Annotated in this window: 21 protein-coding genes; 10 read left to right on the forward strand and 11 right to left on the reverse strand. The window is 49.6% G+C overall.

The annotated features are described in order from the left end of the window. Nucleotides 1–173 precede the first annotated feature (173 nt). Nucleotides 174–602, forward strand: a complete 429-nt coding sequence (locus P4S53_RS02335; protein WP_337111196.1) for a DUF2000 domain-containing protein — start codon at nt 174–176, stop codon at nt 600–602. 16 nt (nt 603–618) lie between these two features. Continuing rightward, the gene (locus tag P4S53_RS02340; RefSeq protein ID WP_337111197.1) at nt 619–1,251 is read left to right on the forward strand and encodes a LysE family translocator; all 633 of its coding nucleotides are present in this window, start codon (nt 619–621) and stop codon (nt 1,249–1,251) included. Nucleotides 1,252–1,298: 47 nt separating this feature from the next. Here P4S53_RS02340 and P4S53_RS02345 read toward each other — a convergent pair whose 3' ends face one another. Further along, nucleotides 1,299–3,728, reverse strand: coding sequence for an FN3 domain-containing metallophosphoesterase family protein (locus P4S53_RS02345; RefSeq protein ID WP_337111198.1), 2,430 nt, complete (start codon nt 3,726–3,728; stop codon nt 1,299–1,301). A gap of 297 nt (nt 3,729–4,025) precedes the next feature. Between P4S53_RS02345 and P4S53_RS02350 the strand changes: the two genes are divergently transcribed. Next, nucleotides 4,026–5,444 (forward strand): aminotransferase-like domain-containing protein, encoded by a 1,419-nt coding sequence (locus tag P4S53_RS02350; RefSeq protein WP_337111199.1) that lies wholly within the window; start codon nt 4,026–4,028, stop codon nt 5,442–5,444. A 94-nt stretch (nt 5,445–5,538) separates the two neighbouring features. After that, nucleotides 5,539–5,820, forward strand: a complete 282-nt coding sequence (locus tag P4S53_RS02355) for a hypothetical protein (protein ID WP_337111200.1) — start codon at nt 5,539–5,541, stop codon at nt 5,818–5,820. Here P4S53_RS02355 and P4S53_RS02360 read toward each other — a convergent pair. Further along, nucleotides 5,817–6,434, reverse strand: coding sequence for a glutathione S-transferase family protein (locus P4S53_RS02360; RefSeq protein ID WP_337111201.1), 618 nt, complete (start codon nt 6,432–6,434; stop codon nt 5,817–5,819). The genes P4S53_RS02355 and P4S53_RS02360 overlap by 4 nt on opposite strands. A gap of 533 nt (nt 6,435–6,967) precedes the next feature. On the opposite strand from P4S53_RS02360, the gene P4S53_RS02365 reads away from it, so the two are divergent. Beyond that, nucleotides 6,968–7,888 carry a M14 family metallopeptidase gene (locus tag P4S53_RS02365; protein ID WP_337111202.1) on the forward strand — a complete coding sequence of 307 codons (921 nt, stop codon included), beginning with the start codon at nt 6,968–6,970 and terminating at the stop codon, nt 7,886–7,888. A 67-nt stretch (nt 7,889–7,955) separates the two neighbouring features. On the opposite strand, the gene P4S53_RS02370 is transcribed toward P4S53_RS02365, so the two are convergent. The 6 genes from P4S53_RS02370 to P4S53_RS02395 form a co-directional block, all read right to left on the reverse strand. Then, nucleotides 7,956–10,337 carry a glycoside hydrolase gene (locus P4S53_RS02370; protein ID WP_337111203.1) on the reverse strand — a complete coding sequence of 794 codons (2,382 nt, stop codon included), beginning with the start codon at nt 10,335–10,337 and terminating at the stop codon, nt 7,956–7,958. Between the two features lie 196 nt (nt 10,338–10,533). Then, nucleotides 10,534–11,460, reverse strand: coding sequence for a DUF2861 family protein (locus P4S53_RS02375; protein ID WP_337111204.1), 927 nt, complete (start codon nt 11,458–11,460; stop codon nt 10,534–10,536). Nucleotides 11,461–11,463: 3 nt separating this feature from the next. Continuing rightward, nucleotides 11,464–12,108, reverse strand: a complete 645-nt coding sequence (locus tag P4S53_RS02380) for a response regulator transcription factor (RefSeq protein ID WP_337112045.1) — start codon at nt 12,106–12,108, stop codon at nt 11,464–11,466. Between the two features lie 11 nt (nt 12,109–12,119). Beyond that, complete coding sequence (locus P4S53_RS02385; protein WP_337111205.1) at nt 12,120–12,965, reverse strand: ATP-binding protein; 846 nt, start codon at nt 12,963–12,965, stop codon at nt 12,120–12,122. Then, a complete protein-coding gene (locus P4S53_RS02390) occupies nt 12,947–13,555 on the reverse strand; it encodes a DUF3404 domain-containing protein (protein WP_337111206.1) in 609 nt (202 codons plus the stop codon). Before P4S53_RS02390 ends, P4S53_RS02385 begins: the two co-directional genes overlap by 19 nt. A gap of 103 nt (nt 13,556–13,658) precedes the next feature. Further along, the gene (locus P4S53_RS02395; RefSeq protein WP_337111207.1) at nt 13,659–15,077 is read right to left on the reverse strand and encodes an aminotransferase-like domain-containing protein; all 1,419 of its coding nucleotides are present in this window, start codon (nt 15,075–15,077) and stop codon (nt 13,659–13,661) included. 119 nt (nt 15,078–15,196) lie between these two features. Between P4S53_RS02395 and P4S53_RS02400 the strand changes: the two genes are divergently transcribed. Next, nucleotides 15,197–16,114, forward strand: a complete 918-nt coding sequence (locus P4S53_RS02400; RefSeq protein WP_337111208.1) for an EamA family transporter — start codon at nt 15,197–15,199, stop codon at nt 16,112–16,114. Between the two features lie 80 nt (nt 16,115–16,194). Here the strand turns inward: P4S53_RS02400 and P4S53_RS02405 are convergent, their stop codons facing one another. Next, nucleotides 16,195–16,893, reverse strand: a complete 699-nt coding sequence (locus tag P4S53_RS02405) for an FMN-dependent NADH-azoreductase (protein ID WP_337111209.1) — start codon at nt 16,891–16,893, stop codon at nt 16,195–16,197. A 124-nt stretch (nt 16,894–17,017) separates the two neighbouring features. Here P4S53_RS02405 and P4S53_RS02410 point away from each other — a divergent pair, with 124 nt between their 5' ends. Then, the gene (locus P4S53_RS02410; protein WP_337111210.1) at nt 17,018–17,896 is read left to right on the forward strand and encodes a LysR substrate-binding domain-containing protein; all 879 of its coding nucleotides are present in this window, start codon (nt 17,018–17,020) and stop codon (nt 17,894–17,896) included. Between the two features lie 12 nt (nt 17,897–17,908). Here P4S53_RS02410 and P4S53_RS02415 read toward each other — a convergent pair whose 3' ends face one another. Continuing rightward, nucleotides 17,909–18,628, reverse strand: a complete 720-nt coding sequence (locus tag P4S53_RS02415) for a glutamine amidotransferase-related protein (protein WP_337111211.1) — start codon at nt 18,626–18,628, stop codon at nt 17,909–17,911. Between the two features lie 83 nt (nt 18,629–18,711). On the opposite strand from P4S53_RS02415, the gene P4S53_RS02420 reads away from it, so the two are divergent. Next, nucleotides 18,712–19,164 (forward strand): AraC family ligand binding domain-containing protein, encoded by a 453-nt coding sequence (locus P4S53_RS02420; RefSeq protein ID WP_337111212.1) that lies wholly within the window; start codon nt 18,712–18,714, stop codon nt 19,162–19,164. Between the two features lie 32 nt (nt 19,165–19,196). After that, nucleotides 19,197–19,526, forward strand: coding sequence for a helix-turn-helix domain-containing protein (locus P4S53_RS02425; protein ID WP_337111213.1), 330 nt, complete (start codon nt 19,197–19,199; stop codon nt 19,524–19,526). Nucleotides 19,527–19,547: 21 nt separating this feature from the next. On the opposite strand, the gene P4S53_RS02430 is transcribed toward P4S53_RS02425, so the two are convergent. Next, nucleotides 19,548–20,966, reverse strand: coding sequence for an MATE family efflux transporter (locus tag P4S53_RS02430; protein ID WP_337111214.1), 1,419 nt, complete (start codon nt 20,964–20,966; stop codon nt 19,548–19,550). 803 nt (nt 20,967–21,769) lie between these two features. Here P4S53_RS02430 and P4S53_RS02435 point away from each other — a divergent pair. Then, the gene (locus P4S53_RS02435) at nt 21,770–22,468 is read left to right on the forward strand and encodes a PEP-CTERM sorting domain-containing protein (protein WP_337111215.1); all 699 of its coding nucleotides are present in this window, start codon (nt 21,770–21,772) and stop codon (nt 22,466–22,468) included. Nucleotides 22,469–22,727: the final 259 nt, after the last annotated feature.

A 22,727-nucleotide genomic window follows, 5' to 3' on the forward strand; every position in this document is an offset into this window, starting at 1 on the left:
GATTCAATTCTGCATCTTGCTGTTACCGCACAGCATTTTCCTGCGCTTCCAACAATTGTCTGCTATTGGGTTGACGCTTCATCAGCAGATATGCATATTGTTTTTCTTGTTGCGAAACAGAAAAACAGCCTAAACCTTGCTGAGAAATATTGAGAGCATAAGGAAACGCATCAATGAGCTTGCCAGACGAAGATCAAAAGCGCTTTATTGCAATATTAAGTAAAAAAATGGATGCAGGACGAACACTGAATGTACTGGGACACCTGAGTGCCGGACTCTCTCATCTGGTTAATCAGCAAGGAACTGAATATATTGATTACTATGATGCTGATGGCAACTGCCATCCGAGTCTGTCTCATTTTCCGTTTATTGTTCTGAAAGCAGATAACTCGAACAAAATCCGCAAAGTGAGAGAGGAAGCCATCCGGCATAAAATTGCTTTTACCGATTTCACACACACCATGACTGAGGGTGGATCCATTGCTCAGCAAGCGTGGACAAAGGAAACCCCGGAAAGTGAATTAGAATACCTGGGGATCTGCCTGTTCGGTGACACAGAGACGCTGAAATCCTTTACCGGTAAATTCAGTTTGTACCGCTGAACCTGGAGCAGGAAAAATGCAATCGTACGTGTTCCTTTTACCTATTCTGACCTTGCTGACACTGGGCGCAATGACGCCCGGCCCCTCTTTTCTGCTCGTGGCTCAAACGGCCATGTCTGCATCCAGAAGGCAGGCGTTTTCTGTCGCACTGGGAATGGGAACTGGCGCTCTTATCTTTGCCTTGCTTGCGTCATTTGGCTTAGTGACATTATTCAAAACAGTGCCTGAGCTGTATCTGACCTTTAAACTACTGGGTGGCTTATATCTGTGCGTGTTGGCGTTGCGTATCTGGAAGCAAGGGGATCAACCAAATGTTCAAGCCGTGACGGCGGTTAAAACGAAAAGTGTATATTCATCCTTTCTCTTTGGTTTAACCACTCAGCTCAGTAACCCCAAAACAGCCATGGTTTTCAGCAGTGTATTTGCCGCTTTACTGCCCGCAGAGGTGCCCTCACTCACTCCACTATTGTTAAGTCTGGGTGTTTTCCTGACAAATTTTGGCTGGTATGCCATCGTCGCCGTGCTGCTTTCCACGACACGCGCCCAACGCTTATATCTCAAAGCCAAAAAAGGATTTTGCCGTGTCGCTGGCACTCTGATGGGTTTATTGGGAGCCAGGTTACTGATGTCAGCGTCAGCCGATCAATAACGGCATCGTCAAGATGCCGTTAAGTACAATCCTGCGCAGAAGTAACGTTAAGGCGTGGTCAGTGAGAGCTGCACATGATCAATATGAACATCTGCCATGCTGCCTGCTTTTTTCACTGCACGCAGTGTCAGTTTCACCTCTCGGGTCGCCACAGGTAATAACAGGGTTGAGGCGTTATTCAGCCATTCTTGTTTCTTACTCTCGGTTTTAACCACAGTCGGCTGACCAATGGCGTTTCCGTTATTGTCCATCGGTTGTAGCGTCATGACGGCATGATCGCCGTCGCCCCAGCCATTGCTGTTAAAACTGAGCCGAACAAATGCGGAAGACTGATCAATCACACTGCTGAAGGCACTGACATCCAACGTCTGACTCAAATCATCATAGGGCGCGTTACCCGCAGCGGAATCATTCGGGCGGGCGCTGAAGTAATAGTCCCCTTCTGCGGCCGTGATATTGTCGATGTCCTGCAGCACTCGCCAGTAGCCCTGCTCGACTGTCCAGCCTGAAAGATCCTGTGCTTCCGCGCCGCCATTCTGAATAGGTAATGCGGTTGTCGTCCCGGCATCAATGGCTAATGTCGCCGTGTCACTCCAGTCAGACCAGCCCAGATTGTCATTTCGCACTCTGGCACGCCAGTACCAGGTCTCTCCCGGGAATAACGTCAGTACAGGTGCCGAGCTGCCATTGAACGGGTCACGGTACGAATCATGGGAATGTTCTGACGATCGTTTCTGCCATTTGTAAGTTTCATCATTGCCCATTTTGAGCTGGCCTGAGAAATCAGCCAGATTGATTGTCGTCAGATCAACGCCCGCCTGCGTATCTGTCGGCATCCCTTGAATACTGCCATCTTGCATCGGCCAGATGTTGTGCGCCCGGGTTTGATTCCCCCAGATATCAAAAACCGCTGAATCAAACTGGCTGGCTGTGCTCAGTTGCCATTGCACTTCATAAATGGCGCCAGGATCAGGATGGCTGATTGCCAGATTCAACTGATTGAAAGCGTGATTACCGTTACCGGCCAGAACTTGTGGCGCCTCTGGCACAGCCGGACTGGCTTTCATCGTCAGGGTATCGGACACAGTAAAGGTATCATCCAGGCTGGCAAAACCGCCCCCTTTCGAGGCCACAGTGGCAGTGTAGCGAGTCAGCTGCATGGAAGGAGAATTCTGCTGATTAAACGTCAGCAGGTTAAACCCGAACTCACTCTGACTGATGGCAAAGGTATCGTAATCACGGGTATCTGTCTGGTAGTAGTTATCATCATTGATTTTTTCACGATAGCCCGCCGCAGTTGCGGCATTGAGCCAAAGGTGCCGGGTATCCATGGACTGTCCGCGCGAATACGCGTGGGTATGGCCAAATAAATGGCCCGTTATCTTGCCGCTTGATCGGGAAAAATCTTCCATTTCTGCCACCATCTCGCAACTGCCGATACTTTCGCCCGAGAGCCAGAGTTCAGACAGGCACGGATGATGGAACATGCTCAGGACATAATCGACGTGATTATCGGCTTCAGTATTGATCAGCAACTCACGCAGCCACTGGCGCTGTATCCCCAGAACCTCGGCGTTAAATTTACCGTGGTTCTTGGAAATCGGATAACTGTTCAACCCGACCAAACGTAAGTTACCGTAATCCAGTGCATACCATTGTTCTTCATAACCCGCCGAGCCATTTTCAGGTTGCTGGAAGAAATGACGATAATTGGTCAGCTCAGGATTACCGTAAAAATCATGATTACCGGGAACAGCCACCAGCGGAACATAAGGGGTGATGGCTTTCATCTGGTCAAAAAAATCACGACGCCACTGCAACATGCTGTCGCCGCTGTTGACTATGTCGCCGGAAATCGTAATCGCCGCAATCTCTGACGCACATTGCTCCGGCTGACTCTGACACACCGTTGGAATAATGCCTTTGGTAATGAGATCGTTCAACGCGCCCAGGGTGCTGTTATTCTGTGTATCACTGATGGCTACGACATGAAAAGGGGCGGGAGTTGTCCCGGCCGCCGGAAAGGTTTTGAACACATAACGCTCAGATACAGCCGACACACCTGACGGGCTGCCATCGCCACTGACCACGTAATATTCATAGCGCGTATCTGTGCTTAATCCGTTGATTGCCGCGCTGTATAAATGCGTGTTGTCCACGGCAACAGGCTCAACAAGAGTAAATTCATCTTGCGTCTCTGCCGGCCTGACCCAAACCGTCGGGGACGTGTCTTCCGTTTCAAACAACACAGCCATGCTATTTGCGGTAGGTTGCTGCAAATACGGATAAATAGTAAAAGCAACTTGCGTGAATGCGGTCGGCGGCGGAATAGCCAGCTCCTTCCCAATCTGGCCTACACCACCATTGCCATTTCCATCTTCTTTAGCGGCTTCAGTGCCCTCATTACAACCCGCTAGCAAGGTACTTGTCAGCAAGATAGCCGTAATACTGGCCAGATGCCTGGTTTTGATCGACATGTTTAATCCTTATTTTTCTCTATTCCATGAAGTAAACTGGACTAGTCCAGCTATCAGTTGATGATGCTAAATGGTCTGTATGACAGAGAATCTAAATATGGATGACACTTATCTATCAGTTTGTTGACAATGAAATATTGATCTTAGCCTTTGTACTGCCGCCGACTTCACTGCCTGGATCTTTTTGTTGCCGGGCTCACATTGAGTCATGTGCCTCTGCTCAGGAAGCAACAAACTGGCTTGCTTTACCGTTTTGGCATGATATGTTCTGGACTTCGATTCGGTGCAGCGAACCAAATGACTAAATATCAATCACTTGCTAATGATCTCAGGCAACAAATCCGCCAACAGATTTGGCGTTCCGGCGAAAAAGTGCCGTCAGTGCGAGCCAGCAGCCACCAAACCGGCTACGGTACGGCGACTGTGTTGCAGGCGTATCAATTGCTGGAAAGTGAAGGATGGCTGGTGGCAAAACCGCAGTCCGGGTATTTTGTCGCTCCTAACATTCAGGCGCTCACCACTTCGCTGCCGGAACCCCCTCAGGCGCCGGTCAAGATTAATGATTTACTGTTTGATGTCTTTCAGCGCACTAAAGACTGCGATATCGTGCCTTTCAGCTCGGCGTTTCCCGACTCCAGTCTGTTTCCACAACAGGAACTGGTCCGCAGCCTGTCCAGTGCATCGCGCAAAATGGACAACAGAAGTGCATTAACGCACCTGCCGCCCGGCAACCATGATCTGCGTCGGATCATTGCGCAAAGGTATGTACAGCAAGGACTACAGGTTGGACCGGATGACATAGTGATCACCTCCGGTGGCCTGGATGCACTGAATCTCAGCTTACAGTTTGCCACTCAACCCGGTGATTATGTCGCGGTTGAATCGACCACATTTTACGGGGCACTTCAGGCCATCGAGCGGCTGAAGCTGATCCCGGTAGAAATCAAAGCCAGTTCGGACGGCGGCCTGGATCTGAACGACTTCACCGAAAAATTATCCGCTTATCCGATCAAAGCCTGCTGGCTGATGACCAATATTCAGCACCCGCTTGGTTATACTCTCAGCCAAGCGCGCAAGCAGGCGCTGGTAGACATTCTGCGTCAGCATCAGGTGTTTCTGGTGGAAGACGATGTGTACGCAGAACTGTATTTTTCAGCGGAAAAACCTGTTCCGGCCAAAGTTTTCGATCAGCAGGATCAAGTGCTGCTGTGTGGTTCATTCTCCAAATGCCTGTCACCGGGATTCCGTATCGGCTGGGTCGTGGCAGGCAAACACAGTGAAGCCATTCAAAAGCAGCAATTTTTATCGACCATTTCCAGCAGTGTACCTGTGCAGCTCGGGATCAGCCATTACCTGCTTCATGGCGGGTATGACAACCATTTACGAAAACTGCGCAGTACGTTGCAAGACAGAAAAATCGCCATGATAGACGCGATACGGCGCTATTTTCCGGACAGTACGACTGTGACGGATCCCGCAGGTGGCTACTTTCTGTGGCTGACGTTTCCAGCTCCGTTTGATAGCCGCACATTTTATGAACTGGCACTGGAAAAGCGCATTGCAGTGGCTCCCGGGACGTTATTTAACATCCGGCAAGACGATGTCAGGCATATCCGGCTCAACTATTCGTACGAGATGAATGAAGCAAACCTGGCTGCGATGTCGACTCTCGGCCAGTTGGCTAAAGTGTGTCTCAATGGCAAAGTGCTGCCATAAACTACTGTTCGGTAAAATAGTGCATCAACTGTATCAACAGGAAAAACCGCGGCTGTGATGAAATAGTGACTCTCGCTTGTTAAAGGGTCACAGCATGGAAAGAACTACTAAGGTTAAAGACGAAGTCAAATTCATTTATATCGCCATTGTCTGCGTCTTCCTGGTCGTGTTAGGCCATTTCGTTTTGATGAAAGATATCGCTTATTCTGCCTGGGCTGAAGCGACTGCAGCAGCCATCCCCTTCCTGCTCATCGGGTTGGGCGTGGCTGCCGTTCGTCTGGCAGCAACCATTGATAAAAAAATACCCCAGCAGAATGAATCACACTGCGCTCCTCTGTATTCATTCAGGGAAGCGCAGTTTGTCAGCCAGCGTTAGCCATGGGCGGCTTCGATCTCGTTTGATTTCAGATACGACGGATGGGTCACCAACTGCTGCGCATAGGCTGCAATGTGAGGAAAATGCGCGAGTGCACCGCTGGTATGCAGGATTTCCACGATGAATGACATCATTATATCGGCCCCTGTCAGCGAATCCCCCACCAGATAACGTTTGCCGGCCAGTGACTGATCGACATACGCCATGACCTTGGCAATTTCCCCTTCTGCATACCCGGCAAGAAAGTTGGTTTCGCAGCCATCTTTGTCAACGAACATCTTCAACAGCAAAGGAAGAATGGCCGAACTTTCCGCAAAATGTATCCATTGCAGGTAAGCAACATAATCAGCAGTGCCGCGCTCAGGTGCCAGTTTCCCCTCGCCATATTTATCAATCAGGTATTCCGTAATCGCCCCGGATTCAGTGACGATCAATCCATCATCCTCAATCACCGGTGACTTACCTAATGGATGCACTGCTTTCAGCTCTGGCGGCGCAAGAAATGTTGCGCTGTCGCGTTGGTAGGGGACGATCTGATAGTCCACCCCCAGCTCTTCCAGCAACCAGATAATCCGCTTGGATCGTGATTTATTCAGGTGATGCAATGTGATCATAATGCTGTTGCCTCATGGGTCCGATTGAACTGAACTGTATATTTATTAAACACTTGAACTGTAAACATTGTTCAGACTAAACCATTACTGTGTCAGTCACCATGGCTGCTTTAGAAAATTGATAAACCTGATCCATTCACGGTCCGACGATAATCATTTCAAGCGAAGGACACAAAATGCAGATAAGCGACTTCGATTGATCTGCATCAAGCCGGTTTTTGCTGTTCGGGCTAAAGTGGAGCTCTCCATGTTTTTGGGAAATGCATGTGTACGTTTGCCCCTGACTTGCAGGGGCTTTTTTCACGCAATCCCAATCCTGTTCACTTTCCTTTGATGTCTCTTCTCTCCGGTACGGCAATGCACTGGGGTTGCAGCTATATTTATGTCATTACTGACTGCCGCAATAGCACTGATGAATGATTTAGCTGTTGTTTTGAATGGAGAATATCTTCTTGCAGTCAGGTGATTGAACACACGCTTCAGGAGGAGTAAGCTTCTGACGCCTGAAAACATAGAATGAAATAAGGACAGCTATGAGCAGTAAGCGTACCTACCCGATTGGCACTCCGGGTCAGAAATGGTCCATGAAAGAAAAAGCGGAGTGGCTGGCTCAGCTCACCATCAAGCGTTCCTATCTGGACGAAGTCGTGACAAAAATCGACGCGCTGAAAGATCGCTTTGATGTCTCTCAGTATGGCGCTCTGTCTTATGACACAGAGAAGTACCCGCTGTTCGTCATCAAATCCCGCTCCTGGAATGCACAGAAACCAACCATTCTGGTGACCGGTGGCGTGCATGGCTATGAAACCAGCGGTGTTCATGGCGCGCTGCAGTTTGTCGATGAAAAAGCCCAGCACTACAGCCAGTATTTCAACATCCTGGTTGCCCCTTGTGTCAGCCCCTGGGGTTACGAGACGATTAACCGCTGGAACCCGAATGCGATCGATCCAAACCGTTCTTTTTACGCCAACAGCCCGGCGGAAGAATCGGCAGCACTGATGAAGATGGTCAAAGACCAGGGCGTGGAGATTCTGGCTCATATCGATCTGCATGAAACCACAGACACAGACGAAACCGAATTCCGCCCGGCTCTGGCGGCGCGTGATGGTGTTGAGTACAAACCCGGCAGCATTCCTGACGGTTTTTACGTGGTGGGCGACACCGACAACCCGCATGATGCTTTCCAGAAAGCCATCATCGATGAAGTGCGTAAAGTCACCCACATTGCCCCGCCTGATGACGAAGGAAACATCATCGGTTCTCCGGTTTCTCAGGAAGGCGTGATTGATTATCCGCTGAAAAAGCTCGGCCTGTGTGCCGGTCTTTCAGACTGTCAGTACAGCTCCACCACGGAAGTGTACCCGGACAGCCCGCTCGTCACGCCAAGCGAGTGTAACAACGCCCAGGTGGCTGCCATTGTCGGCGCACTGGAGTATATTCTGAGACAGCAATAATCCGCTGAACCAACTTGTGTGGCAGCCTGTCCGGCTGCCACTATTCACGCCATCCACTCACCGTGATTCACTGAGATCGCCAGCGAATCACCTTCGGGGGCTGACCATCCGCCTGTGAGATCTCAGCCCGGAGACTCATCGCAGGCAAGGCTACAACCTGACCGTCTGCGCGAACTTGAGCCGCGTGAGGACTGAAATTTGCCACGATCTGACTGCCATCGCTGAATCTTGTCCGTTGCAAAGAGCCATCCCTGTTCAGCCAGTCAAATCCGATGAGTGCCTTATCCCAAAGAGCCTGATGCAATGGCATAAATCCCTGCTGGTAATCTTGTAATGCTCTGATTCTCGGCGACGTTACAGATTTGGCTTCATCTCGGGTTAAATGCACCATGGGCGGCGTGTTATACAGCATGCTGGTCAGATCCCGGATGCCTTTTACATCAGAAAACTTCAGGCTATCCATATGCCAGTGATGGTTGTTGATCAACTCATCATGAAACACCGCCTGATATAAAGGCACCTTAAAAGCGGGCGTGAAGAACAAGGTTCGGTACGGCTCCTTCACAATTGCCGGTTTAAAAAAGAACGCCGGTTTCTGATCCGGATACCAGGCACCCAGATAATAGGGGGACTGGCGGTTTTGTTTCATCTCTTTATCCGTCCAGCCAAACCCCGTGGTTTCCATGCCATGCGCAAACACCACGCCTTGGCTGGTGAGACTGTTACCATCTTCAGAACCCAGCAATACCCCTTGCTGACTCACCCACTCCAATCGATCATTAAATGCCTTCGCCATTGCCCGCTCAGACATGCCTCGGGTCGCCGCACTGTCATCTCCCGGTGCAGACAACGGGCTGCTGTCGGAATAATCTTCACGCACCATCCCTGTTGCATCAACGTCCAGAAACAGGCTGTTAAACTGCCCCAGCTCAAGAATGCGTGAAATACGCTGTTTCGCATAATCTGTGTCACAGCCGGGATTGAGGTAATTCCCCTGCCCACGAAACCCTGCCTGATGCTGCCCATCGCTGCGTTCAATGGCACAACGCTTTCTGATTGATTGCGGAATGTGCGCGGTTAACCAGCTCTCGTTATCCGTTATATCGATAGCCGTATTATAAGAATCATATGTCGCAACCAGATATCCCGCATCCTTTGCCTGCTTCATCACCTCAGGCTGATAAAAGGCAGGTAACCAATTGTCCAGGCCCAGCCATAATTTCTCCAGCCCGGCCTGCTTGAAGGTCTCAAGTACAGGCAAAGACAGACTTTGCCCCCATCTCTCAGGTGCAATCAGAAACCGGCCCGCATGGCGTGCTAAATACGCTTTCCTTTTTTGAACCGCCTCAAACTGACCGGTAATTTGCTCCCATGGGCCAGCATCTTGGCTAAAAGGAAACAGCGCTGCCAGAGAATGATTCACAGACTCGACCAGAAGGCGCTTTTGATAATGATTCAACATGACAGGCTGTTGGTCTGTTGTCCGTGACAATAATTGCGTTTGAGCTTCACGACTTGCGAAAGCACTCAGTTCTGACTGTTGCGCGTACCAGTGCAGCAAGCCAGTCCAGTCGGTTACATCACTTTGCGACAGTCCATCGCTACCGAAAAAGTAGACATGGCTGGCACCGATGATTTTGCTGACATCCGGATTGCGGGCCGCTTTTTCACGCAGACTGACCCTCTCCCCCTGTGCTTCCCGCCAGCGCTTGTACCGGAGGGAACCTGAGAGCATACCTTCCCCTTGATGTATTATGACCTGAAAGGGATCTTGCCAGTTGAGCGGGGTAAAATCATGGCTGGAGACCATATCAACAGCCGGTGAGCCTTCCGTCGTATTACTCGTTATCTCTTTAAATAACAATGCATTATTAAATGGATTCACGAGCAGGTAAGAAAAGTATCTGGCCGGCGCCGCAAGCTTGCTCTCGTTGTCCGGACTCACTGGGCGGTCTGTCTGTTGCCGTACTTTCTGAGTCCAGAACGGCATTTTCAGATCCTGAGTGGTGTTACTGCCTGAATATTCATCCTGCAAATACCTCGCCCAGAGCCTGTGATTCACCGGTATTCTGATCCCTTCATTCAAGGGGAGCAACAGCTCGGTGGTTGATGATTCCGGCAAATCAAACCAGTTCAATACTACAGGCTGACGCCGAGTGATACCGGCATCGGAAAGCAGCTGAAACTGGAGCTTCACATCGTCTGAAATTAATTGCGCTGTCACCCTGATATTACTGGGTTGCCACAACCATGACGCTTTATCACGCTGAGCATTTTGCCGTTGGCTGACCCCTTGTTTTTCGCCATTGACCGTGGCACTTGCCTGGTTCAGATCGTAAGTCAGCCCGTCCGTTTGCCATACAATCGCGAGGGTTTCGGGGTCAATATCGACTTGCTGATGGCCGTCATATAATGAAATCGTTTCAGCAGCCACTGTAGCAACAGGCATGCTCAACATCGCTGAAAGTAATATCGCGTTACAGGGCTGCAAGCGAACAAACGGATGCCTCACAGGCGCCGTTATCAATGAAATGGGGTTCTTCATCTTGATACCTTGGGTTAATAAACGCCGGTATTACACAAGACCCCGAACGCTAAAATGTCACCCCAATGTCTTCATTCGCGCACATGGGCAGGATGGATAATCAGTCAGCCAGAATGTACCTGACAGGCACAGTCAGCCGATGCACGTTTTCAATTTTAATCGGTCCCTGAAAATAACTGTCTGCCACGACGGCACTGAGCCAATTCGCATTTTCCGGCTTATCGTGGGGCGGCACGCCATAGCCCTGAGCATCCAATACGATGGTTTCAGCAGGAGTGGCCAGTTGATAGTCACTGTCGAACCATTGCCACTGCAATCTCTGCTTCTGACATGCATTTCTATCCGCAGAGAGATCAGGTGAAAACACGAAAACCCCGGCAGTATTCTTATCTGCCTGCTGTAATTGAATCGCTGGATCACTTTCTGTTTCCTGCCGTGAAGCCAGGATCAACGGATAATGTTTCTCACCAAGCGTTAACTGATAGTAACCGTCAGGTACGGATTGAAACCATTCCCGGCTTTCCAGTTCGCTATAGCCCGCTTCTGGCGCGGCGGTCACCCCCGAGAGCCATTGATTGCCCCGCGAATCGGTCAGGCTCACTGCCACTGATTGGCTGACACCATCAACCGCGAGTTTCAGCTGATACACCCTCTGGCTGAGATTCACTTTATCTTGTATGGACAGCGAAATACGGGGCTGGTCAACCCAGTCTGACATTGCTCCCGGAGACTCGCTCAGCCTGCGCCCACAATCCGACTGATTCATCAGTTGCTGAAAAACAGGTCGCCACAGGTCCGGGCCAACGGTTGCTTGACTGTCCTGGAGCACTATCTGTAACTCCTGCCATGCCAGTCGCAAATTTTGATCGGCCAGAGCCTGATAAACCCGCTGTAATGGCGTAGGCATAAACCAGCCACTGGCTGCTGTACTGCCTGCCTGCACCTGATCAGAGGCGAACGCAGGACGACACACAAAAACGGCGATGAACAGGGAAAAGGCCATGCCTTTAGCGCTAATAAATCGCATTGGTTATTCCCTTGTTAACCGATAGCCAATGCTGCGGACGGTATCAATTGCCAAACAGGGAAATTTCTGCCGCAAATGCAGAACATGGTTGTCGACGGTCCGGGTCGAGGGGAATGCCTGATATCCCCACACCTTGTTCAAGAGTTCATCCCTGTGATACACCCGTCCCGGATTTTGAACCAGCAGCGCAAGCAGCTGAAACTCTTTCGGTTTCAGAGGAACATTCTGCTGATTCATCATGACAGTCTGATTTGACAGGTTCACCACAAGGTTTTTATAGTGGATCTCGACTTCACCTAATGGGCGAAGTTGCGCCTGAATCCGGGCCAGGAGTTCCTGATGCGCAAAGGGTTTGATGACATAATCTTTCGCGCCGGCACTTAACCCTTCAATACGGTGATCGACATCGGTTTTCGCCGTTAACATGATCACAGGAAGAGCTTTCAGTGACAGCCAGCCAGGCAGCCATTTCACACTGTCGCCTTCCGGTAACTGGCGATCCAATACAACCAGATCAGCCTTCATCCAGTATTTGTCCACATCCGCTATTTTTTTGACCCAATCACAGCGATAACCGTTTTTGGTCAGATACATCGTAAGGCCTTCGCCCAGCAGTACATCATCCTCAACCAGCAAAATCCGGCTCATCAAAATCCGGCTCATAAAGGAAGCTCCAGAATGTACCTGGTTGGATGTCGTAAGTGAGTCAGACGTCCACCAATCCGGCGCATAATACGTTTGACGATCATCAGCCCAATTCCCATACCTTGCCCTTTCTCAGTCAGTAACCACTTTTTCCATAGTGCAGGTGAAATGCCCTGATCCTTCACTTCGATAAGCACACGGCCAGAGATCCGGGCATGAAGTGAGATCGGGGGTTTGCCATGTAACACAGCATTACGCAAAAGATTATCCAAACACACACCCAGCCAGTAATAAGGCAGCGATACCATACAGTCTCCGTCGATCCGGCATTGCACGTCATACGGGCTGGTGATGCTTTCCAGCCACTCTGAAAACAGTGCGTCTTGCGTATTGATTCCCGCTTCCTGGCGCCCGCTGAGAAACCCCTTGCTGGTTTCAGTCAGTCGGTAGAGTCTTTGGTAATCACCCAGCAGCCGGTAAAACGCATGCTGACTGTGCTCATTCAAGTGATCATATTCATCTCTGAACTGCTCCACCGTAAAGCCGAGACTGGTAATAGGGGTTCGCAGTTCGTGCGTCAGCAATTGCAAGATAAACTGCCGTTCTTTCATTTCCCGCCGCCGCTCCAGCCCCAGCCTGAATAACAGCCCTAAAATAATGACACACAAACTAATCATGCCGCTCTGCCACCAAAGCACATTGGTACGACGAGGCTCGATGCATAAGTTACTGTACTGAAAGGGACAACTCTGGTTTAGCTGCTCAGTAGACCGGGTAAGACTGATACCCACCTTTTTCGCGATGGGTTGCCATTGATCTGCGCTTAGGACGTCTATGCCCGTCAGAGTGTTGCGCCACAAGCGGCCATTTTTCGCCAGATAATAGCGCGAGCCCCCAGAATAGCCGACTGACCGGTTTCGGAAAGCGAGGCGAATACAGCATGGAACGGATGCAACGGATGGGCAAGCGTCAGGCTGTTGGCATGCTGCTGAAGAAATACGTTCACATCGCTTGCATCATGATTCGCTCTCAAGTAATTCACATATCTGTCTGCATAGCTGCCACCGGCAGGATGTCTCTCGGATAGGTGCTGACTCCATTGCGATGGAAGTTTACCCTCGCGGCACAAGATCAATTCAAATTGCACGGCTCTGCGCCAATCTGCGCCGCCACTTAACTCGTTTTCGTCTTCAGAGCAATGGTGATGAATGTGGTACAGTCTTTCTATCTGCGCCCAGCTGAACCGTTTTAAATCCGGGTACTGACTGGCAGGTAAAAGCAATTCCTGGGGAAACTGATTCAACGACTGCTGGCTGATTTGATGCCCGCCCTGCACTGGCAAAATACGATCAGAAAATGCCTGCCATTGTTGATGGACCAGATGTGATTCCGGCTGTCCGCAGACAGGCAGCGCCACGATGAACAACGGAAGCAATGCATTCCTGATCATTGAACTCTCTCAGAAAAATTAATGCGCGATCTTATACAAGGCTTGACGGGAGAATGTCTCCGCAATGTCACTGTTTGGCATGTGATACGTTCAGATGGATCCGCTACTTGTCTGTCATTGCCCGGTTAATGACTGAAATCAGATGGTCCAGAGCACACTTAGCCGGGTTATCCGGTTCATCCGGTTCGGGCAGTGCGTAACCAATATTAATCCGCAGACTGTCCCGGTACACTTCCCGCAAAGTGAAACACTCCCCCAACCGAACATCCAGTTTCGATTCGAACAACAAAGACTTCAGTTTTTCCTCATCGATACCGGGGATCTGTATCCAGAGAACCAGCCCACCAGCAGGATCGCTGATACGCGCCGTCTCGGGCAAACGTTGCTGCAAATAATCACAATACCGCCGTTTGTGGAGCAACAAATCAAACCTTTGTGTTTTCAAATGGCGGGCATACTGACCACTGTCGATAAAATCGGCTATCGATAACTGTATCGGCAACGATACGCCAAAACAGCCCGCGCCGTGTTTGCTAACATATTGCTTCAGATAGCGCCCCGGCAAACACCAACCAAGACGATAACTTGGCGCCAATGTTTTAGAGACTGAGCCGCACCAGAGGATATAGCCACTTTTGTCGTAATATTTTGCAGGCAAGGGCACTGTACTGCTGTGAGGCAATTCCATGTACACATCATCTTCAATCACAGGAATTTCATACCGGGAAGCCATCTCTGCCAGCCGTTGCTTTTGTGCCGGTGACATCGTAATCCCCTGCGGATTCATATGCGTTGTGCAAAACAGGCCAGCCTGAACCGTCCCTTGCTGCATATGATGCGCTAACTGGTCAAGATCGATTCCGCTGGCCACCGACGGAATTTCCACAATGTTTCGTGACATTTCCCGTAACAAGGTCAGCAGTCCGTTGAAACATGGCGAACTGACAGCAATGGCGTCGCCAGGACGGGTACACACGTCAATGGCCGTGCGTATGGCATCCATACACCCATGCGTGATCACCAGCTGCTCCGGTGTGAAATGAAAGCTGTAATTTGCGAAATGTGCAGACAATACACCGCGCAACATCGCATCGCCCTGCTGAGTCGGATAAAAATTCAACCTTTCACCCAGACGTCTGTTTGCACGCCGGAAACTCTGTTCCAACTGACGGGTCAGTTTCTCACTGACTTCAAAACGGGAATAACCCAGCGGACCGGCGAACTGACTGTCCGGCGTATTCCCCTTGTCCAGCGAATAGTCAGATGCCGATGCCAGCTGACTTTCAAACTGGGCCATATCCGGTAAACGCAAGGTGGAGCGCTTTGCGACGTAATACCCGGATTGTGGTTTCGCGACGATCCAGCCCTGAGATTCCAGATGCTGGTAACAATTCAGGGTGGTGGTCATGCTGACCTGATGTAATCGGGCAAACTGGCGCAAAGACGGCATACGGACCTGAGCGACCAGCAAACCTGACTGAATATCGGCAATATACTGCTCGGCTAATTGTTTATACCGCATGGCGTACCCTTTCCGGCTTGAATCATAAACTGTGCTCTTTTTATTATTTAAAATTGTATCTGCACCTTTCTGCGACGGTAATCCACAATGTTGGTTAAATCAACCATGGAGTACAACGCATGACATTTAAAGATGCCTGCCTGGGCTTATTCGTGATGTTCATTTGGGGCATCAATTTCTCTGTGATCAAACTGGGCGTCAGTCAGGCTGATCCCCTGCTGATGACGGCAATTCGATTTACTCTTGCGACAATTCCGCTGATTTTCTTCATCAAAAAACCCGACGTCGCCTGGCGCTATCTGGTGAGTTACGGCGTCTTGTTTGGCGTGGGTGTATGGGGGATGGCATCCTGGTCAATCACAGCCGGACTGTCTGCGGGCATGGCCTCAGTGTTACTGCAGACCAATGTCATTTTTGGTCTGTTCATTGGCTATCTGGTTTTTCGCGACAGGTTCACAATACACAAACTCATGGGTGCGCTGTTTGCGTTTACCGGGCTGGCTTTATCTCTGATGGCCACTGACGGCACCATCACATTCAAAGGTGTGGCTTTCGTGATGATCTCTGCATTGTGCTGGAGTCTGGTCAGTACATTAGTGAAGAAATCAGGTACCCGGCAACCCTTTGCTTTCAGTATCTGGGGGATGGCATTCGCCCCTCTGCCTTTACTGGTCTTTGCTCTGACACTAAATGGGACAGATATCATCGCCACCACCATGGACAGCTGGAATGCCTACACCACTTTTTCGGTACTTTTTCAGGCGTATCCGACCACGGTATTTGGCTATTGGATTTGGAACCGCATGCTGGTGAAGTACCCGCTCAGTACAGTCGCTCCTGTCAACTTACTGGTGTCTGTATTCGGCTTACTCGGTGGATATCTGTTTTATAACGAGCATATCGGCGCTTTACAGGTTATCTCTGCCGGGCTGATCCTGACAGGTGTGCTCATTATTCTGCTCAAGCCCGGCAACACGTTTCTGGCAGCCCGGCTGTCTCAATGGCGCGTAAGAAAAGTTACCGATCAAAAAGTCTGATTACCTAAGCCACCTGTCGCCAGGTGGCTTTTCGTGTCATCTCCAATCAACGCATCAGCAAAATTTCACCGATTGGACGTTCAAATATCTGTAGCCATGCTCAGCGAATGTTCTGGCTCTCGGTTAGACAGTGACCGCGCCAGTTTTTCAGCCTCTGAATAGGCCGCTTTCAGCGATGCCTGATGGCGGCTATCAGCAAATTCCTGGTAGCCGGCACTGATTTCATAAGTCTGTTCCACCCCCAAATAGTGACTCATCACACGGATATGCGGGCCAAGGTGGTTCATCGTTTCGCGGACTCCGCCGGCTTCAAAGCCAAATTCACCGGTCGAGCTAATGAGTACCAGTGTTTTCCCGGCTAACGTCGGCGACAAAGGAAAATCGCCACGCGCCAGATCAAATGAAAAAGTTTTATTGATGCGTATGACCTGATCAAACCAAGCTTTCAGTGCAGCAGGCAGGCCATAGTTATACATGGGTGTCGAGATCAGGATGGTGTCCGCCGCCATGACTTCTGCAATCAATTCATCAGATAATGCAAGCACTTCCCTTTGGGCAGCGGTCCGGTTTATCTCCTGAGTAAAAGCCGCTGCAATCCAGTCCTGGCTAATGAACCCGGGCGGATTGATACCAATATCTCTATGTATCACAGCAGTTTGTGGTGCATTCGTCAGCCATGCATCCATAAAAGAAGCCGCGATTTGTTTAGAAATTGAGTTATGTCCCGACACGGGATTATCCGTCCTGCGTACACTGGCATCTAAATGTAGAATTGTCATCCGGCTTATCCTTCTGTTCCATCGTCAGTTGTGGTCAGAGAATATTATTGGCCTGAAGTGACAGCGATGACAAAAGGGATATACTTTCCCACAGATGAATAAAACTCACCTATAGGAATAGTGAATGTTCGCCCATCTCCCCTCTCTCAACAGCTTTCGTGCGTTTGAGGCAGCCGCCCGTTTGAGGAGCTTTAAAGATGCCGCTACTGAGCTATATGTGACGCCAACTGCTATCTCTCATCAGATTCGGCAACTGGAAGCACAAATGGATACCCAGCTTTTTGAACGGCAAACCCGATCGGTTGTGTTAACCCGGGAAGGCGAAGAATTACTGCTTTACACCCACCGGGCGCTGAAACAGCTGCAATCAGGCGTGAATCACATACGTCGTCAGGCCAGCACAATAACCGTGAGCACGACGTCGGCCTTCGCCAGTTTGTGGCTGGTGCCCAGACTGGAAGCCTTTCGGCAACAGCATCCTGATCTGGATGTCGTTCTGAAAACCGGGGAAAGTAAAGAAGATATCGAGCACGACAAACGGTTTGATGTGGCGATTCGTTATGGTCATTGTCCGGTTTCGGATCCACAGTCTGTCCTGCTGATCAAAGAAACATTAAGCTACCTGGCCTCGCCTTCTTATTGTGAGCAGGTAAAAACAGCAGCAAATGCCACCATTTTTACTACCCGATGGCAAAATGCCGGTTTACCGGCCATTGAACCTTCACTGGAAAGCTTAACGCCGGCCGCTGCTGCATCTGTGAACATCCGGTATTTTGATCAGGAAAGTCATACGGTCCAGGCTGCATTAGCCGGTCAGGGCATCGCATTGATCAGTACGTTACTGGTACAGCAACCCCTGAGCGAAGGATGGTTGATACCACACCCTGCCTTTGCGTCATCACAAAAAACAGGGCTTGAATATTATGCTGTCATCCCTGGCAGACACAGACAAACTGCCGCAATTCAGCAGTTTGTGACCTGGCTTCAGCAGACGCTTACCTGAATTCGCTCAATTTCACTCACGGCGCGACTCAGCCACCAGCGCATCCAGGAAACTGAACAAGGCGCGATTCATTTCACTGTAATCGGCATTGCGCAGTTGCTCTGCGGTCTGGATGAATGGCTTATTCTCATGATTGTTGAGATCGTCACCAGAATGCCTGATCAGGCCTTCCACTGAGTCGCGGGTAAATTCGGGATGGCACTGGAAGCCATAGGCTAACGGGGTATAACGCACAATCTGGCGCGGGCAGCCCAGACTGGTTGCCAGCACCTGGCATTCAGGCGTCAGTCCCGGCATGTCATTATGCCAGTGGCCAACAACCAGCTCAGGCGGAAACCCTTCAAACTTGCGATCCAGTCTAGCGTGTTTGTTCAGCACAATAGGAAAGCACCCTACTTCCGGTTCCAGACTCCGGTGATGCGGCGCACCTAACGCTTCCCCGAGAAGTTGTGCCCCCAGGCAGAACCCGACCACGGGCGTTTGACTCGCAACCGCTTTTTTAATCAGCGTAATTTCCGCCGCGGCATCAAAATACGGGCACTCTTCTCTGGTGGTTGCCGGACTTTGCGGGCCACCCAATACAATCAGCAGATCCATATCATCACCGCGTTCTGGTAACACCTCGTCCAGATAAACACGCGAATAGGATGTCGAATAATTACGCTGATCAATCCACTGTAATAAAGCGCCTGGTCCTTCAAACGCTTCATGCATAACAAAATGTACTTTCATTGCTTTTCCTTTGCGTTTTGTATTTGAGTTTCAATGACACAGCCCATACTATGCGCGAAACGATCCGGTCAGGTAGCGACAATATGACAAAAAATATCGATAAAAAGACATATGCAACATCTGATGGCAATACACTGATCGCGACCTATGCGTGCCAACCGCTTCTGATCAATACCCTGAACATGGCCAAAGGCTTTCACGACAAACCGCATCAGCACCCATGGCATCAGATTATTTTTCCATCCAGGGGATTATTGAAATGCAGCACTGGCACGCATCACTTCTACATCCCGCACCACAGGGCATTGTTTATCCCGGCACACACCCAGCATGAGTCCAGGGCGCAGCAGGACACCACCTTTATCGCCGTGTACCTGAACCCTGAGTGCTTAAAGCAAGTTCCAGCGTCCAGCCAGCCGATTGAAGTGACGCCGTTTTTCCGCGAACTGATCCTGAAACTCAGGCAATCCGTTTTGCGCGCTCAAGCGCAGCCCCCGGCATCTTACGCTTGCTGGCAGTACTGGAAGATGAGTTAAACGCTGAAAAAGACAGTTCACTGGAGTTGCCTATGCCGCAAGATCGCCGCCTTGCGCCGATAGTCGATGCGCTGCTGAGTGATCCCGGCAGCACAAAAACACTGGCGCAATGGGCCCGTCAGACCGGCGCAACCGAGCGGACATTGTCCCGGGTGTTTCAAAAAGAAATCCAACTGACCTTTCCGCAATGGCGGCAGCGCCTGCGGCTCATGACGGCCATAACATTACTTGAGCAGGGTTTATCGGTGCAGAATGTAGCCCATGAGATTGGCTACCAGTCTGTTTCCGCTTTCATTGAAGCATTCCGGCTGGCCTTCAAACTGACCCCGCAGCAGTTTAAACAGCAGCGTACTATCGATTAACTGCACGCGAGTAACAGTGAGCTATTGATTGCCTTTTTCAATGAAGGCTTCATCCGTGATATGCACGATTTGTTGCTCTTCTTCCGTCAGGCGGGTCTTTTTCCAGGTCCCGCGCTTAAACCAGCAAAACGCAAATAGAGCGACCACCACATTGGTCACGGCAAAAGACCACCAGATCCCGCTATCTTGTAACGCCGTGTGTTTTGACAGCACATACGCCAAAGGAAATTGCACCATCCATTGCGACACCAGTGCCACCATCATGGCATTCTGCATATTGCCCGACGCCCGAAACGCGGAAACGACGCAAAGCTGGACGCCAATACCGCCCCAGGTCAGGCACATCGTCCGTAAAAAGTGAGCTCCTTCTTTGATCACCTCAGGATCATCGGGGATAAACACAGCAATCAGGTTTGGGGCGAAACTATAGAAAACGATGCCGATTACCGTCAGACCGAGAAAACCCCACAGCGTACCCAGCAAAGTGATTTTTTCAGCCCGCTCAATCTGGTTCGCCCCAATGTTCTGACCCACCAAGGTCGATACTGCCATCGACAGCCCCATAGCCGGAATCATCACAAACTGTAGCAGGTTGGAACCCACGCCATAAGAGGCAATTGTCACTGTGCCGAAACTCGCGACCAGAAACGACAGAATGATCATTCCTAAGGCACGGGCAGACAGTTCGACTGAACCGGGCACCCCAAGTAAAAACGCTTTTTTGATATAGGCAAAATCGGGCTTGAAGTTATGCCATTCCAGCTGTATTCCGTGCCTGCCCCGCATGAATACCGTCAGGCCCAGTATGGCAGCAATGGACTGAGTGACCAGGGTCGCCAGCGCTGCCCCCATTACACCCAGCCCTTCAAAATTCCCTAGGCCAAAAATAAACAAAGGGTCCAGAAAGAAGTTGAGGATCACAGTGCCGAAGACAATCATCAGTGGGATCTTTATCTGCCCGATTCCCCGCATCAGAGACTGAAACATGGCGAACAAAAAGACAAAAATCACCCCGATAAAGGACACGTGCATGAACTTGAGCGCATCACCATAGACCTTTTCACTCACCCCCAGCAACGTCAGGAAATAAGGTGAGAGCAGATAGCCAGTAAGCCCCAGCACCGCAGATGTGACTGCCACCATCAGCATGGTTTGGGCCGCAACATGGTTCACTTTGTCCCGGCGTCCTGCCCCCATGTATTGTGCCGATAGCGTTGCGCCCGCCATGGCTAACCCTGAACCTAACGCAATCACCAGAAAGGTCACAGGCATGCTGACAGACACCGCGGCCACTTCAGATGCCCCTAGGCGTCCGACCCAAAATGCGTCTGTCAGCTGATAAGCCGACTGAAGAATATTGGTCAGAATAATGGGCACCGCTAACGAGATAAGTGCTTTGTTGATGGGACCTTCGAGAAACCGGTTTTGCCTGCCTGTCATCGCCTTGCCTTACGTTGTTATCGTTTTGAATACGTATTGAAGGTGCGGATACTTCACTCAATATAGTAAGTCAGGCTGCGATAAGCACTCGTTATTATGGTCTTTTTGTCGCTGAATCAATGATTGTCAGCCTCTGACATGGCTTGTTACAGCAGGGTTAGTGGGATTGTCGGGCTACTGACAAACAAGTCCTGCAGGATAATGCACAGAGAAAAGCTCGCCTTCGCTCCGCCTTTCACCCCGCAATGAAATGGCATCAATAATTTTCGCCAGATCATCATGCAGCAAAGAATAACAAACTGTACACTGACTGTATTATTCCCCCCCAGAACCAAGCACATTTATTCGATAAAACACACAATAAATAATGAACACAACAAGAACAAAAATAGTAACCATTATCAACTGTGATCTCGTCACAATTGAAAATAAAATGTTTAGCCTGCTCGCCATTGTCGCAGTCAATATAAATTACAATAGGCTGAAAACATAATACGTCGCATCCTTTCTTCACTTTACGATGACTTTATTAGCCACTCCGTAGAAAAAACCAACACACGACAAGAACAAACCCTTGAACTTCATGAATTAAATAAAAAGAATACAGTCATGACTGATTATAACGACACAAAAAAAATTGAAGAATAATCACTGTCAGAAAAAATTACACCACAAAAACAAACAAGCTGAAACCAAAAAACAAGACATTCAAATCAACAACTTAACATACAGAATGAAAACGGCATGAATTTGGCATGAGTTTATCGTGAGATAATTAAATACTAATCAAGCAGGGGTATATCATGAAAATCTCATCTACATTTCGATCTGTTCGTACTGGCTTATATGTCTCTGGTCTCTTGTTATCCTCAACTTCACAAGCAGGTCTGGTCGACATATTTGCGTTTTCCAGCTACTTTTCTCCCAACAATACAGATGTTTATGTGGACACACCGCTAGACAACTACGGTATCGGCTACAGCGATGTCCCCTACGAGTTTGTCACCTCTTTTACATCTTCACTTGATGGCGATAATTACGGCACATTACAGTGGGAGATCAAAAATAACTCAGGCAATAACTTTACTGATGTCCACATTGTCGGTGTATTAGATGCAGTCATTGATTTTTATGGTGATGATGATTATGCCTATAATGCCGGCAACAGTGCCGACAGTTGGGAAATCAACGACAGTTATGACCTTTCCGGAAACTTTTACTACTACGGCTTAGCCCTCAACAATTCGGTGACTCAAGCGTTCTTTTCACATGGCCTGGCGCTGGGATTTAACATTGATGAGTTCTCAGACGGCTCTGTTTTATCCTTTACCTATACCCTGAAAGATTATGGCCCAGGATTGCATTTAACCGACCACTATGACACCGATTTGTATTTCGACGGCACGTATCAAGTTCCTGAACCCGGCTCTCTGCTTCTGTTCACGACAATTTTATTTGGGGCAAGTGTGTCACTTAGAAGACGTCTTAAAATTAACTCATAGATTTATTTAACATTAACCAATAATAAACTCTCTGAAGTAAGCATTGATTGTTGTTTATTAATGCGAGGGAAAAATAATGGGACAAAATAGAAAAGCAATGCGCTTTGGTGCGCTCTGTAGCACCATTGCTTGTTTTAGCTTAGGGGCTGTATTTTTTGCACAATCTGAAATACCTTCCGAAGAACCTGAACCAATTGAAAGTTTGATTCCTGAAGCACTCACGAATCTTCAGGTACCGCTACCTGATTTAACCGGTATT

It is taken from the genome of Photobacterium sp. Hal280, assembly GCF_037162255.1.
Lineage (GTDB): Bacteria > Pseudomonadota > Gammaproteobacteria > Enterobacterales > Vibrionaceae > Photobacterium.

What these genes read in the sequence shown, in the direction of transcription:
- P4S53_RS02335 (WP_337111196.1), top strand. Translation starts at nt 174, where the DNA reads ATGAGCTTGCCAGACGAAGATCAAAAGCGCTTTATTGCAATATTAAGT.
- P4S53_RS02340 (WP_337111197.1), top strand. Translation starts at nt 619, where the DNA reads ATGCAATCGTACGTGTTCCTTTTACCTATTCTGACCTTGCTGACACTG.
- P4S53_RS02345 (WP_337111198.1), bottom strand. Translation starts at nt 3,728, where the DNA reads ATGTCGATCAAAACCAGGCATCTGGCCAGTATTACGGCTATCTTGCTG.
- P4S53_RS02350 (WP_337111199.1), top strand. Translation starts at nt 4,026, where the DNA reads ATGACTAAATATCAATCACTTGCTAATGATCTCAGGCAACAAATCCGC.
- P4S53_RS02355 (WP_337111200.1), top strand. Translation starts at nt 5,539, where the DNA reads ATGGAAAGAACTACTAAGGTTAAAGACGAAGTCAAATTCATTTATATC.
- P4S53_RS02360 (WP_337111201.1), bottom strand. Translation starts at nt 6,434, where the DNA reads ATGATCACATTGCATCACCTGAATAAATCACGATCCAAGCGGATTATC.
- P4S53_RS02365 (WP_337111202.1), top strand. Translation starts at nt 6,968, where the DNA reads ATGAGCAGTAAGCGTACCTACCCGATTGGCACTCCGGGTCAGAAATGG.
- P4S53_RS02370 (WP_337111203.1), bottom strand. Translation starts at nt 10,337, where the DNA reads ATGCCTGTTGCTACAGTGGCTGCTGAAACGATTTCATTATATGACGGC.
- P4S53_RS02375 (WP_337111204.1), bottom strand. Translation starts at nt 11,460, where the DNA reads ATGCGATTTATTAGCGCTAAAGGCATGGCCTTTTCCCTGTTCATCGCC.
- P4S53_RS02380 (WP_337112045.1), bottom strand. Translation starts at nt 12,108, where the DNA reads ATGAGCCGGATTTTGCTGGTTGAGGATGATGTACTGCTGGGCGAAGGC.
- P4S53_RS02390 (WP_337111206.1), bottom strand. Translation starts at nt 13,555, where the DNA reads ATGATCAGGAATGCATTGCTTCCGTTGTTCATCGTGGCGCTGCCTGTC.
- P4S53_RS02395 (WP_337111207.1), bottom strand. Translation starts at nt 15,077, where the DNA reads ATGCGGTATAAACAATTAGCCGAGCAGTATATTGCCGATATTCAGTCA.
- P4S53_RS02400 (WP_337111208.1), top strand. Translation starts at nt 15,197, where the DNA reads ATGACATTTAAAGATGCCTGCCTGGGCTTATTCGTGATGTTCATTTGG.
- P4S53_RS02405 (WP_337111209.1), bottom strand. Translation starts at nt 16,893, where the DNA reads ATGACAATTCTACATTTAGATGCCAGTGTACGCAGGACGGATAATCCC.
- P4S53_RS02410 (WP_337111210.1), top strand. Translation starts at nt 17,018, where the DNA reads ATGTTCGCCCATCTCCCCTCTCTCAACAGCTTTCGTGCGTTTGAGGCA.
- P4S53_RS02415 (WP_337111211.1), bottom strand. Translation starts at nt 18,628, where the DNA reads ATGAAAGTACATTTTGTTATGCATGAAGCGTTTGAAGGACCAGGCGCT.
- P4S53_RS02420 (WP_337111212.1), top strand. Translation starts at nt 18,712, where the DNA reads ATGACAAAAAATATCGATAAAAAGACATATGCAACATCTGATGGCAAT.
- P4S53_RS02425 (WP_337111213.1), top strand. Translation starts at nt 19,197, where the DNA reads ATGCCGCAAGATCGCCGCCTTGCGCCGATAGTCGATGCGCTGCTGAGT.
- P4S53_RS02430 (WP_337111214.1), bottom strand. Translation starts at nt 20,966, where the DNA reads ATGACAGGCAGGCAAAACCGGTTTCTCGAAGGTCCCATCAACAAAGCA.
- P4S53_RS02435 (WP_337111215.1), top strand. Translation starts at nt 21,770, where the DNA reads ATGAAAATCTCATCTACATTTCGATCTGTTCGTACTGGCTTATATGTC.